This window comes from bacterium (genome assembly GCA_022616075.1).
Taxonomy (GTDB): Bacteria; Acidobacteriota; HRBIN11; order JAKEFK01; family JAKEFK01; genus JAKEFK01.
In genome coordinates this window covers 28,229-40,840 of record JAKEFK010000024.1, presented here as the reverse complement: position 1 = coordinate 40,840, position 12,612 = coordinate 28,229, and the positions used below count along the sequence as shown (strand labels likewise).

Annotated in this window: 15 protein-coding genes; 7 read left to right on the top strand and 8 right to left on the bottom strand. The window is 47.9% G+C overall.

Translation table 11 applies throughout. The features are described from left to right. Positions 1 to 127: 127 nt before the first annotated feature. The 7 genes from L0156_02215 to L0156_02185 form a co-directional block, all read right to left on the bottom strand. On the bottom strand, positions 128 to 1,402 hold the full coding sequence (locus L0156_02215) for a hypothetical protein (protein MCI0601804.1): 1,275 nt from the start codon (positions 1,400 to 1,402) through the stop codon (positions 128 to 130). Between the two features lie 92 nt (positions 1,403 to 1,494). Next, a complete protein-coding gene (locus tag L0156_02210; protein MCI0601803.1) occupies positions 1,495 to 1,797 on the bottom strand; it encodes a HigA family addiction module antitoxin in 303 nt (100 codons plus the stop codon). Positions 1,798 to 1,807: 10 nt separating this feature from the next. After that, positions 1,808 to 2,092, bottom strand: a complete 285-nt coding sequence (locus L0156_02205; protein MCI0601802.1) for a type II toxin-antitoxin system RelE/ParE family toxin — start codon at positions 2,090 to 2,092, stop codon at positions 1,808 to 1,810. A gap of 882 nt (positions 2,093 to 2,974) precedes the next feature. Next, the gene (locus L0156_02200; protein MCI0601801.1) at positions 2,975 to 3,442 is read right to left on the bottom strand and encodes a gamma-glutamylcyclotransferase; all 468 of its coding nucleotides are present in this window, start codon (positions 3,440 to 3,442) and stop codon (positions 2,975 to 2,977) included. A gap of 187 nt (positions 3,443 to 3,629) precedes the next feature. Next, the gene (locus L0156_02195; protein MCI0601800.1) at positions 3,630 to 4,484 is read right to left on the bottom strand and encodes an arginase family protein; all 855 of its coding nucleotides are present in this window, start codon (positions 4,482 to 4,484) and stop codon (positions 3,630 to 3,632) included. Positions 4,485 to 4,547: 63 nt separating this feature from the next. Beyond that, positions 4,548 to 5,027 (bottom strand): thioredoxin family protein, encoded by a 480-nt coding sequence (locus L0156_02190; protein MCI0601799.1) that lies wholly within the window; start codon positions 5,025 to 5,027, stop codon positions 4,548 to 4,550. A 15-nt stretch (positions 5,028 to 5,042) separates the two neighbouring features. Then, positions 5,043 to 5,183, bottom strand: coding sequence for a hypothetical protein (locus L0156_02185; protein ID MCI0601798.1), 141 nt, complete (start codon positions 5,181 to 5,183; stop codon positions 5,043 to 5,045). Between the two features lie 195 nt (positions 5,184 to 5,378). Between L0156_02185 and L0156_02180 the strand changes: the two genes are divergently transcribed. Beyond that, complete coding sequence (locus tag L0156_02180) at positions 5,379 to 6,344, top strand: NADPH:quinone reductase (protein MCI0601797.1); 966 nt, start codon at positions 5,379 to 5,381, stop codon at positions 6,342 to 6,344. Positions 6,345 to 6,366: 22 nt separating this feature from the next. On the opposite strand, the gene L0156_02175 is transcribed toward L0156_02180, so the two are convergent. Then, positions 6,367 to 8,652 carry a carbohydrate binding family 9 domain-containing protein gene (locus L0156_02175; GenBank protein ID MCI0601796.1) on the bottom strand — a complete coding sequence of 762 codons (2,286 nt, stop codon included), beginning with the start codon at positions 8,650 to 8,652 and terminating at the stop codon, positions 6,367 to 6,369. 266 nt (positions 8,653 to 8,918) lie between these two features. On the opposite strand from L0156_02175, the gene L0156_02170 reads away from it, so the two are divergent. From L0156_02170 to L0156_02145, 6 genes are all read left to right on the top strand, one after another. Then, a complete protein-coding gene (locus L0156_02170; GenBank protein ID MCI0601795.1) occupies positions 8,919 to 9,860 on the top strand; it encodes a hypothetical protein in 942 nt (313 codons plus the stop codon). Next, the gene (locus L0156_02165; GenBank protein MCI0601794.1) at positions 9,829 to 10,200 is read left to right on the top strand and encodes a hypothetical protein; all 372 of its coding nucleotides are present in this window, start codon (positions 9,829 to 9,831) and stop codon (positions 10,198 to 10,200) included. Before L0156_02170 ends, L0156_02165 begins: the two co-directional genes overlap by 32 nt. Positions 10,201 to 10,554: 354 nt before the next feature. Continuing rightward, on the top strand, positions 10,555 to 10,932 hold the full coding sequence (locus L0156_02160; GenBank protein ID MCI0601793.1) for a Rid family detoxifying hydrolase: 378 nt from the start codon (positions 10,555 to 10,557) through the stop codon (positions 10,930 to 10,932). Between the two features lie 25 nt (positions 10,933 to 10,957). After that, positions 10,958 to 11,653, top strand: coding sequence for an amino acid racemase (locus tag L0156_02155; protein MCI0601792.1), 696 nt, complete (start codon positions 10,958 to 10,960; stop codon positions 11,651 to 11,653). A 258-nt stretch (positions 11,654 to 11,911) separates the two neighbouring features. After that, positions 11,912 to 12,223 (top strand): hypothetical protein, encoded by a 312-nt coding sequence (locus L0156_02150; GenBank protein ID MCI0601791.1) that lies wholly within the window; start codon positions 11,912 to 11,914, stop codon positions 12,221 to 12,223. Positions 12,224 to 12,227: 4 nt separating this feature from the next. After that, a complete protein-coding gene (locus L0156_02145) occupies positions 12,228 to 12,596 on the top strand; it encodes a hypothetical protein (protein MCI0601790.1) in 369 nt (122 codons plus the stop codon). Positions 12,597 to 12,612: the final 16 nt, after the last annotated feature.

Sequence of the window (12,612 nt, the reverse complement as noted above, 5' to 3'; positions counted from 1 at the left end):
AGGAACTGATGCGAAGGCCGACTCTGCGCAGCTAGATTCACAATGCCCCGCACACGCTCACAAGACAGGCGGCTACGGTTCATAATTGAAATTGCAACTTCCATTGATTTGCGCATCTACAGCTCTCTTACTTGCAGTCCGAGCAACAATGCCCACACTCGCAAATAATTCTTCCATATCTGCAATGTCTTGTTTCCTCTGAAAGGAGAAGTGGGTCACGGGGACATTTTGCGCAATAAGCAATAATTGTCTTCCAATCTTTTTGCGCTTCCTTCCTGCCTCTTAGAATTCCCATCGCGTCGAGACGAAAATCCCGATAATCTTTTATAAGATAGTGAGAACCTCTCCAAAGGGCATCCAAAGTTGAAACAAGTACTGATACTGTTCCCAGCGGATCGTGGATTCCAACCGGATGGACCCATTCCGGATGGAAGTAAAGGAACTTCCGATAGTCCGAAGGCCTGTATTTCGCGCTTGTGCCATATGACGAACGCAACATTGCTAGAAAATGTCGAAGCGTGGCGAAAAATACAACCGAAAGGAGCACTCCGCAATGCCTACATGCTTCGAACAGCTCTCTGTAATACTCGACTTCCCAGTCTTCCATCTTGGTTCTAATCTCAGGGATTTCTGTAACGTCGCGCCGTAAGAGAATCGAAATCGCGAAAGGATTCAACTCCCATGCTGGCCACTGAGCAAAATCAAACAATTTGCTGTTCTTCATCCTCTCAAGGCTTTGAATCCGTTGCTTGTAGCATTGCAAAGGGTAGTCAAACATCCATGGTGGCAAAAGAGTTCCGCGGTGAATCGCATTTCCAGAAAAATCAAGGGTGAGTAGATCACCTTGTTGAAAGTATTTGCGGACCGACTCTATTTCACTAAAGGTATTCTCGCCCAGGAATACGATTTCGTCCACATTGGTCCACGGAGAAACAACACCGGCAATTGATATTTCCAAGCCCTGATCGGTTCTTTTGAAGTGCTTCACTCGATGCTCCCGGTAACGCGATGATCTTCTCCTTAAGCTACGATAGTTTTTCACGTCGACCGGGGAATCATTCACCTGCAGATCGTAAAGCTTCCACTCTCCGGAAGAACGTTGCGTCTGTAACTGTGTAATTGAAACATCACGAACTGAAAGCCCGTAACTCTCGTAAAAACGCTTCGCGATGATTTCCGCCTTTCTGGCGGAAGTATTTCGCTCTAGGTCCGACGTCTGAGTGCACCATTGTCGTACGAGGAAGACATCCTCTTCACTGAGATCGGGCACTGAAAACTGGCAATGAATGTTTGGGTTCAATGCCATCCGTAGATCGGACCTCGGGTCCGTTCGCAACCGCTCTACGCGCCTGTCGATGAATTTGATTGGGATGTCCACATCAAGTGGAAAGTCGCGATGCATCCTTACATTTATGCTCTATCGTATTATGCCAGTGTTTTACGAAATTAAGCCGACGAGCTTAAATGAAGGCCCACGCAAATAGGCCGTTTCAGTCACACCTTAGCAGTAACACGACGCCTGAGTCTCGGTAACTCCTTGATGGTTTTGCCGGCTTTCTCTTGCGCCAGACGCAGGTCATAAATGCTCTGAAGGTTCAACCAAAACTCGGGGCTCGTGCCAAAAAAATGTGCCATGCGCAATGCGGTATCAGCACTGATCGCTCGCTGTCCATTCAGGATTTCGGTAATTCTGTTCGTGGGCACATCGAGCTGACGCGCTAACTCTGCAGCACTCATCCTTAACTCTTTGAGTTCTTCCGCCAAATGTTCCCCAGGGTGAATAGCGGTTATTGTCATGGTGGTTCTCCTAATGATAATCAACAATCTCCACGTTTAAAGGGCCGGGAGATTTGTCGGGCCATTCAAAGCAAATCCGCCATCGGTCATTAATTCGGATGCTGTATTGACCTTCCCGATCCCCAGACAGCGCCTCCAAACAGTTACCGGGCAATGCAGCAAGGTCTTTTAAGGAGATGGCCGCTTCAAGGCGATCAAGCTTCAAACGCGCCGAACGCTCAATGCCAGAAAATGACTTGATTCGTTTTCCATCCGCAAAGTTTCTGGTTCGCTTGTCCCGGTAGCTGATGATCATTTCCAATCATAAGCATGCGTTATGCGTTACGTCAAGCATAAAAAGAAACGTAACGAGTCGAAATGATTTCACCGTACATGCAATAGTTTTCGACCTCACATACACGCGAAGCACTTCTTCTCGTCGATAAGACTCCTGGCACGTTTGTTGATAAAGGCTGCGGCGGAGGATTTGACATGAAGGAATACATCGCATACTGCGCCGCAGCGGCCGTGCTGATCGTTCTTCTGGTATTTGAACTGTGTATGTTGTGAGCGAATTGGAAAATGGTGCTGGTGCGCCCGATCGGCCGCCACGTGCCCAAAATCCCGCCGGTAGGAGTGCAAAACGTCTAGCAGGAGAGCCGTGCGACCCTAACGGGAATTTAGGAAGCAGCTATCCTTGTGGTGATTGAAAGCGCATATTTCTACGGCCGACTTTGGCATCGGAGGTTCTCATATATCGCATTCTCACGTAACGCTCTTCGTTCAGGGGTTATTCCCATAATGGAATTTGGAGTTTGTTTGCATGCCGTCGGATTGACTCGTGCGTTCTGCAGTGCTTCGCGCCGAACCGGAAACGCTCCGGGTTGTTCTGGTGCGGGGACACTAGTAGCGTCCCAATAGTAGGGAAAACCGACGAGTTCGCTTTCTCGACGTTGCGCAAATGTTTGATAGTTTTTCATTATGGGGTGAAATGAATTTCTTGAAATTCGGAAATTGCGCTTCAATATTCCGGGACAACAGTAGATGAGAATCAACCCGGAAGAAGAAAAAGTTCTCAGGACGGCCGAATCGCACTTCCTCTTTTGCTCAGCAAGCAAACAGCTTTTGCAGTTCCCCTAGTGCTTTTCCGAGAAACAATCCAACTTCTAACTTGTCTAACGAAAGTTTGGATTTCACTTCATTGGAAACGTAAGCGTGAGGCGATAGGTTCCGGACTCTGCATGTCCGTTGCATGTTCTACCGAAGAAATATACTCCGGAGGAAAACCAAGCTTACGAAGGGCTGAAAGTAGTTTTGATAAATACTCTCGATTTTGCTCGGAGGCCGCCGGCGGTTGTGCAAGGCTGTAACAGAGCGCTGGAATGTCACGGCCTTCGAATGTATGGGCTATTACCGCTTCGGGAAGATAGTGCTCCAGTCCGGGCGCCGAATAAAGCCGCAAGATTTCGTCGTGGGTCAGCGAAATGATCATTCCGTAGACTCGTTGGCCTGCGGCTGGAACAAGCGTCGCGCGGCGACCGATTCGCAGCGCGAATTCGTCGACAAAGGCGCGCCGAGGATTTGTTGGCGACACCCCTTGACTCCGCAACAGATCAACGTCCATGAAATAGCCGTAGAAGAAAACATCAATCGATCTTGCAGTCATTTCTCTAATCTTCTCATAATTCTAAGATTGCACAGTGAATGGAACTATCCGTTTCTTTCGAGATTATTTGACATGAGGGGTAAGTGTAGTAGCAAGTATGGCTCAAGTAAAATTGATTGTTCTCATCAAAATAATGAGTACTGTTCATCCGAACAGCGGCAAAGCTTTCTTTAGCCGCGCAAGCGTCTCAGCGTTGGTGGAGCAACAAACCAAGAATCAAATCGCATGCCACGCGCGCGGCCTTTGCATCCGGATCGAATTCCGGGTCGTAGGCAGCAATGCAAATGGAAGTAATTTCGAATCGATCGGTGATCAGTTTTGCCGCGTCGATCAGTTGATTGGGCGTAAGTCCGTTTGGCGCGACATACTGATTTGCTGGCGCTAAAGCCGGATCCAGAACATCGAGATCAAAATGCAAATGCACGGCGGGAGTACGGGATTTCAGCGATACCAGTGCTGGAATGAACCGCTGTTGCATTTCTTGCGGACGAATCCATTCTAATCCGGACGATTGAATCAAACGCCCTTCCTCTTCATCCACATCGCGTGCCCCAACCAGCAATGCCTTTGATTCAGGGAGCGCGCGGAATCCATCGATAGCGGAGGACAGCGAAGTCCAGCATTTTCCTGTGAGAATCGCAAGCGCCATCCCATCCAGAAAGCCGCTTAAAGTCGTTTCCGGCGTGTTGAAGTCGCCGTGAGCATCAAACCAGATAACACCGGAGTCTTGTGGCAGGCCTGACATCAGTCCGATCGAACAACCACAATTGCCTGAAAGCAGAATTGGGAAGCGACCTTTTTGAGTCGCTTCGTGAACTCGCTTTGCCAGTATCCTGTTAAGCTGAAATGCTGTGGTCACTTCAGTGTGAAATTTGACGGGCGCTTCAATCACTTCGGATTCGACCTCGATTCCGGCATCTGCCAGCTTTTGTAACAATCCGACACTCAAGATGCGCTCGGGACCACGCCCCATCCGCGTATCACGGTAACCAGAATCGTAAGGAACATTAAGAATCGTCACTTTAGAGGATCTTGCCGCCATTTCTCCAATCTTCTCATAAGTCTAAGATTGCAACGAACTTCCTATTCCTGCTGCTGATTGAGATTATGGGCGGTTTGGTTCCCAGCCAGGAAAAACAGCCGCTCGATCCCACCACGTACTTTCCGGATAGTCGGTTAAAAGCTGATTCCAGTATTCTTTTAAAACTTCTCGATTCCTGCCTGCAGTTCGATATGCAGCTATTCCCTTCCAGAACACAGATTCCGCCGCAACCAATGACTTCGGGAATCGATTCGCAATGCCCTCAAATTGCAGGAGAGCCTCCCTGTTACGATTGTGAAGCAAATCAATCAGGCCGAGCGAAACGTGAAGTTCGGCCTGGAATTCGACAGGCGGCCGATACCCGATAATCCTTCGGATCTGATTTTTCGCGTGATCCGCGATGACAAACGTGGGAGTCCATTGGATTTTTCCGAAATTCAATAGCAGCTCGGGCACTTTCTCCTGCACGTTGCATTTGACACAGGCAAATTCTTTGTTGAGCAGTTGCGCCACCGGTTCGTTCGGATACGTCACGGCATCCATTTTCCCGCAACCCAGTCAACCGGGAACGTAGAAATCGATAAAAAGCGCTTTTTTTTCTTTTTGGGCTTTCATGAGCGCGTCATCAACGTTAGAAGACCACAGGATTCCCGGCATATATGCACTCCGTTTCAGCAAATAGAATACGGGCTGGATCATTCATTTGTCAAATTAATTGTTTTCAGTATTTCGATGAAGGACTATCATGAGAATCCTTTCGATGAAAGGATTTCATTTGGATAATTCGAAAAAAGAATTCGATTCGCATCCATAAAATGGGCAATACTACTTAGCGGGCCGATCTGATGGATGTGGCAAAGAGACTCTTAGGGAAATCGCGTTGAGGGAAGTTGAATGAAAGCGATTGTTGTACGTGAGTTTGGCGGTCCTGAAAAGCTGCTACTGGAAGAGGTTCCGAATCTTCAACCCGGGGGAGACCAGCTGCTGGTTGAGATCCATGCTGCAGGTGTGAATCCGGTGGATACATACATTCGCGCGGGCACTTATGCCAAATCTCCTCAGCTTCCATACACGCCAGGGCGTGATGGGGCGGGAAAAGTGGCGGTTGTTGGAGGCGGGAATACGCGATTTAAGATCGGTGAACGTGTTTATCTTTCGGGCAGTCTCACAGGGACGTATGCGCAAACGGCTCTGTGCACAGAAGCGCAAGCGCATCCGCTTCCTCCCAACGTGACGTTCGAGCAGGGAGCAGCCCTTGGAGTCCCGTATGCGACAGCGTTTCGTGCGCTTTTTCAGAAGGCAAATGCGCGCCCGGGAGAATCGGTTCTGATCCATGGGGCCAGCGGAGGAGTTGGTCTGGCCGCGGTTCAGTTAGCTCATGCCTGGGGCATGCGTGTGATAGGGACAGCCGGGACCCATGAGGGACGTGTGATCGTCAGTGAAAATGGAGCGCATCAGGTGTTCGATCACAATTCCGCCAACCTTGTGGAAGAAGTATTGCAATCCACAGGTGGCGCCGGCGTGTCAATTGTTCTGGAAATGTTGGCGAACCAAAATCTCAATCGGGACCTGGCGATGTTGTCTAGAAATGGACGCGTCGTTGTGATCGGCAATCGTGGAACGATCGAAATCAATCCACGCGATACAATGTCGCGTGATGCATCGATTCTAGGCATGCTTCTGTCTAACGCCTCTGATGAAGACGTCTCTGTGATCCACGCAGCGCTGGGCGCTGGGCTGCAAAGCGGGGTTGTCCGGCCTGTAATCGGGCGCCGATACCCGCTCCACGAAGCCGCGTTCGCTCATGAAGCTATCCTGGAGCCGGGACACTACGGCAAGATCGTGCTGATGATCCCTTGATGAACGTTACAATTTCCCCACGTCACAAGCGAAGCAGATAGGAATACTTTACAAAGAATTGCCTTCCATTATTAATGAAGCTGTTCCTGGTTCGAACCAGACCTGTGGAACTCCGGATCAAATCAGGATGCAGGTTCTCCAGATTGCTGTTGTAACCAATGTACAGAGCTGTTCCGGGATGAATTAGATAGGTCAGCAGAAAGTCGGCATTCAGGGATTTGATCGTAGGGAGATCGGTAAGCTCAGGATTGGTCAGCAACGCATTGTACTGTAGGATGACCCGCATGGAGAGTTCACGGCTGAATTGATAGCTCCAACGGGAACGAAGAATGTGGTCTGTGAAAATAGGAACGCCCGTCTTTCGTTGATTCATGTCAGTAAGAAGATAAGTGTGATCGACAGTCAAAGATCTGCCTGGTCTGAGAGTCAACGTCAATTCCAGGTGTGTTGTTTGACCCAAGAAGGGGATCGTTCCTTCGGCTGGATTGAAATTGACTTTACTTCCATGAAACCCGAAAGCATTGACACTGAACTGGGGAATCAATTGGGTTGCAAAAGAGGCTGCGAATTGATGGTGTGAAAAGTCTTGATCTTTGGCAAGAACAGGAAAATCAACGGCACGTAATTTCTCCCTGAATGCTGCGTATCGCAACGAGATCAAGGTTTGCCCTGTGAATTCCATTAAGAAATGGGGATTGAATACCCAGTCCAGGCGCTTTCCCGAATAGTCCAGTATGTAATCTGTGAATAGAGCAGGACCCCAGTTAATAAGATGCTTTCCTTCGGGACGAAAGCTGTAGGTTGCGGACTGATGAAAACTATGGATGTCCGTTCGTTCAACAAATCCTGACTGAGTTCGAAAGTCTGGGCTTATGCCGGCGTAAATGAATTCGTAGGACAACTTTCGCCCGCTTCGCAATAAATCCAATTGGTAAGCAGGTCCTGATAGATGTCTCCCGTCCAATAACTGCGTAACGCTGGTGACGGCTTGAAAAGATCCCGCCCAATTCGAATTTAGCTTCAAACGTCCATCAATCCCCGCTACACGATTAAATGAGCTTTCGAATTCGCGGTCCGTAAACAGGATACCCAGGTTGGACCCTTCCAGAATGTCCCGGCTAATCCGGAATACCGAAAATATAGCTTTATCTCCCGATATTGGATGGTGTTCGGCGACATTCTTACCGGGCGACTCGTCGTTGACTGAGAGAGCGCCTATGGCATATTTTCCGATCTTGCCCGTCAGTCGAGCTCCGATCTGTGGATCTGCGATTCTTCGCGTAAACAAGAGGTTCATCGGAGTCTGAAACGAGCTGGCGTTCTCCAAAAAGAACTGCCGCTTTTCCGGGAAGAAGACTTCAAAACGTTCGTTCACTGTAACCTGAGGTTCGTCCGATTCAACCTGGCTGAAATCGGGGTTCAAGGTTAGATCGAGAACCAGGCTGTCATTAATAATCAGTTTCGTATCTAAGCCCAGCTCCGGATCCAAGCGGCTGTCAATGAAATGAGGCGTCACATCTGGTCTCTGATCCAGTGCTCGAAAAGATCGTGCGGAGGCATATGGGATCAACTGAGTATTTTTCCCGGAAGTAATTTGCTCCAGACCTGTAAGGTCTGCAATTTGATTCAAGCGACCTTCAATATGGCTGCAGTAGTGAGGCCAGAATGTTTCTTCATTCAATCGAGGGATGTCGCGAGTGAGAAGAACTCCCCATTCCTGGTTCGGTTTTGATGGAAAACGCAAAGTTGTAAATGGAATCGCCATCCACACTACGTAGCCCCGGTCCGTCAATTGGCCCTTAGTTTGGAATACGGCATCGTAAGATTGATCGAAGCCCCGTCCCTCCACCCAGACCCAATCGGATTGCACTCCAAGAGGATTCGATCCGAAAACATAAGCCTGCCGCTTGTCGTGAAACGTGTCCAGTTGAAGCGTCACTACATCGTCGGAGAGTATGATTTCACTGCCGCGGTTGAACATTCTTGCCCGAATCTTTTCCGGCTCCGGATCAAAACATAGAAAGACTGCGTAAAAATGCGATGAATCATAGCCGAGATAAACGACAGTCCGGCGGCTCGATGGAGATCCATCAGACGGAACCCGCTGAATGAAACCTTCTACTTTCGTGAGAGACTTTTCAATCTGTGAGTCAGGTTCCATGTCCAGAAAATCTTCCAAAACTGGCGCGTCGTCTATACGCCGGATCTGCAATATCTTAGGCGTCAGATTCGAATGGATTTGTGCTTCCGATTCGATTGCGTGAAATATCAACAATGCAAGCAGCACACGACTGATGATTGAGATCATCCCCGAAGCATAATCGCCTCGATTATGTGATTCAAATTAATTATTTAGATAATATCAATGAAAACAACTCATTTATTTATCATCCGTGGAATGGCCATGCGCTCTGCTGCACGGATGAATAACACAATCCACCGGCTGGGTGGATCAAGGTGATAGCGCTCACCATGCCGTACAATGATCAGCTTCTTTGCAGGCCACACAAACAAGCCATTAATTGCCCAACCAAAAGTTCAAGGTCCTGGTCTAAATCTACGGGTCCAGAGGAAATGGCCGAAAAATCATCGAATCGATGCGTGATTCTATTGCTCTCTTCTTTCTTACTATTCCAAACGGGATTACTTGGAGAGAATCCCGGCCGCGGTGTGTTGAGTTATGGAATCGTCGGTTCAGAAACCGGTGAATATTCGAGCGCAATGGGACACCCGCAAGTGCAGCAGATTCTTCTGGACATAGCACGTGAGCCCCGTGACAAAGAATATTTGGATCAAGCACTCCAAGGATCAACTGTCGGACGAAAAGATCTGAAAGCCCTCGGGTTGATCCGTTTTTCTGAGAATCGGTACACAATCAACTTCACTTTATTTACCCGAGAAGATCTGAAGACGATTCTTCGCGTTTCCGAAGCAAAAGCGGAGAAAATGACAAAGGGGTTTTTGGGAAGAAAAAATGAGATCGAATCGATCCTTTCGACCGATCCATCTCTTTCCACCGATCGCAAGAAGGAACTCGCGTTTATTCTTCTAGGCTGTTTCTCACTGGACTGGGACGGTTTAAGAATTACAGCAGATAAAGGGTATCGCTATAAACCTCCGAAAGATGCGATGGGAAATGGTTATGTTCCCTGGGCTCAGGAAAAAGACCCGTCAATATTGAAAGGATTATATTGGGGAAGCCACAACGAAGAGTCACAGGATGTCGTTATCACATCTTTCGGAGATCACCATTCCCTGCCACGTTATACGCTTCCGGATTTGCTATGGGCAATCAGTTGGGATTATACACCTGGCAATTTGCCTGATTCTTTAAAACCGTCCCTTCATACTCTCCGCAGAGCCGTGGATCATCAAATGTGGAGCCTGTTGGGAAGAATAATGTTTGGTCTTGAAAAGAATCGCGCGACCTCGCTCAACTTGGCTTCCTCGCTGCATCTACCCCCCCGAACAAGTCCAGGACGCTGTGGATTTTCTCATAGCGATTCACTGGATTGAGTCAACGGATGGTCTTTTTGCTCCAGTAGTACCGGTACTTTCTGTTTCCGACAAGGCTCTCGTTTCCTCAATGCTGATAACAGGACGCGAAATTATTCAGGAATTCTTGATGGATAACTATCAGGACATCCGGAAAGAATTGCGGGGAATTACACCGCTTAAGTATGGAGTCCCGTACGAGCAAGTCTTTAATCAGCTCTGGCACTACATGTTTGCAGTGACCAATCGGAAGGTTGTCGAAGCCGGAATGTTTGCGGATCCCTACGACGAGCGCCGGCCGTATCAAGGGTTTATTTCCGCCGTTTGGAGTCCTTCGCTTTACGATTTGTCATCATTCTAAGAATTTGACAACTGCGAAAGATTGAAGCACATCGGACCTGGGGCAATTCTCGATGCGTAATATGGAAGTCGAAAATGGAGGCACTTACGCTTTTTCAGTGGGAAATAAAGATTTGAATCCCTTTCCAATGAATTTAGATTTTTCATCACAGTAATGAAAACAATCAATTTTACAAACACTTTCTCAGGCAGTAACCTGTCTAGAAAGTACCTGCGCTAAAAAGCGAGGAAAAGAGATGCGTACCCTTTTGCTGTCCGGTTCTCTCATAACAACATTTGCAATGGAATCTTTGTGCGAAGTGCGGAATGGAATTAAAACCACAGCCGAGAAAAATAATGATCGAAGGGAGTGTTTATGATTGAGGTTGTAACCACGGATGCCGCTCCAAATCCCATCGGGCCGTATTCGCAAGCGATTAAAGCGAATGGATTTGTATTTGCTACAGGACAGATTCCTCTTGATCCCACGACGCAAGAGCTCGTCAAAGGAGGAATCGATCGTCAGACTAAACGCGCTCTTCAGAATGTATCCAGTCTGCTGGAAGCCGCCGGAACCAGCATGAGGAAAGTTGTGAGGTGCGTTGTCTATCTCAAAACCATGGATGATTTTGCCGGCATGAACGAGGTTTACGCAACGTTCTTCAGAGAAAAGCCTCCAGTTCGAACAACAATCGAAGCAAGCCGGTTACCTATGGACTGCTTGATTGAAATTGAAGCAACCGCTCTAGAATAGGCGTTAGGAACCGTAATAAATTCGGATGAAGACTGTAGGAATTATTGGCGGTATCGGGCCGGAATCGACTGTCGATTACTACAAGTCTATCATTGCAGTGTATCGCGAGCAAAAGCGTGACGGCAGCTACCCTTCCATCATCATAAACAGCATAGACGTGAACAGAATGCTCCAAATGGCTGCCGCAAACGAACTGCCAAAACTTGTCGAGTATCTTGCTAATGAAATCGAACGACTCGAAAGGGCAGGAGCCGATTTCGGAATTATGGCCGCAAACACGCCGCACATTGTTTTTGATGAGATCTGCAAAAAGGTGGCTCTCCCCTTGATAAGTATCGTAGAGGCCGCCTGTGACTTTGCCTCATCTGTGGGTTTGCAAAAGCTTGGGCTGTTTGGCACTCGTTTCACAATGGAGGGAGAGTTTTACGCAACCATATTTCGAAAGAGACAAATGGCGCTGGTGGTTCCCGATAAAAATGAACGTGACTTTATTCATGACAAATACATGAATGAGTTACTCAAAGGGATGTTTTTTCCAGAAACTCGTAGTCAGCTTCTGAAGATTGCCGGCAGGATGTTGGAACGGGAACAGATTCAGGGTCTGATTCTGGCGGGAACCGAATTACCGCTGATTTTGGATAATCAGGCGGGCGCTCAAGTCCCTTTGCTCGATACAACCCGGATTCATGTAAACGCTGTTGTCCAAAAACTACTCTATTAGTATTAACGACGCAAGCGCCTGACAGTGGCAGGACCTCACTCAAGTTTTAGAGCGTTGAGATCTGCGGCACGATCTCATCGGCTAATCATATCCTTCCATCCTTCCTTAGCCTCACCGTGGCGTTCATAAGACTAATTCTTTTGTCTCATCGATATGATGAATAAAAATAAAGAAAAATTTTACGCTGTCATAACAAATCTGTTCTGCTTGCCGGACCTATATTGGAAAGTAAAGATCTCGTCGGATCGAGGAGAAGATATGAGGAGTGAAATTGCTTTCACCATTGTGATCCTTGTTGTGTGTTCCTTGTTATTGTTTCCTTTAATAACAACAGCGCAAATTAACCTGGCAAGTCCGTTGAACTACAATGCTGGCGCAATCCCGGAAGTTGTGGCGGTTGGCGATTTGGACGGTGATGGTGATGATGATCTGGCAATCATTAACAGACAAGGCCACCTCCGGATTCTCATAAACAATGGCGCAGGTTGCTTCGATGCATTCCTGAACTACGAGAATCTGTGCCCGACCCGAAGCGACGGAGTTTGGCCCGGGTTTCGATGTGGCGATTAAGGATGTGAATCGCGATTCTAAACCGGATGTCATTGTGTTAAATGAAAAAAGCGAAACCGTGGGAATCTTGTCAAACAACGGGTTCAATTCATGCCCCGTACCTCCTGCGTTCGTCCCAAACAAGATCATCGTTCCACTCTTCGGCAAAGCCGTTGTCTCTAATGGTCGGAGACTCGTTTATCTGGATTGGGGAACGGATGTGCGCTCGGAAAATGTCGTTTTATTCAGAAATGGAGTCAAACGCCTGACAACTCCGAACGATAGTTATCACTGGGACGACGCGACTAGTAAAAAAGGAGCCTCCTTTCGATATAAGGTTTGTGAAAACGGATCCTTTCAATCCTGTTCATCGGAAGTCAACGTGCAATTCTAAGTCAGTGGAGTAGCTG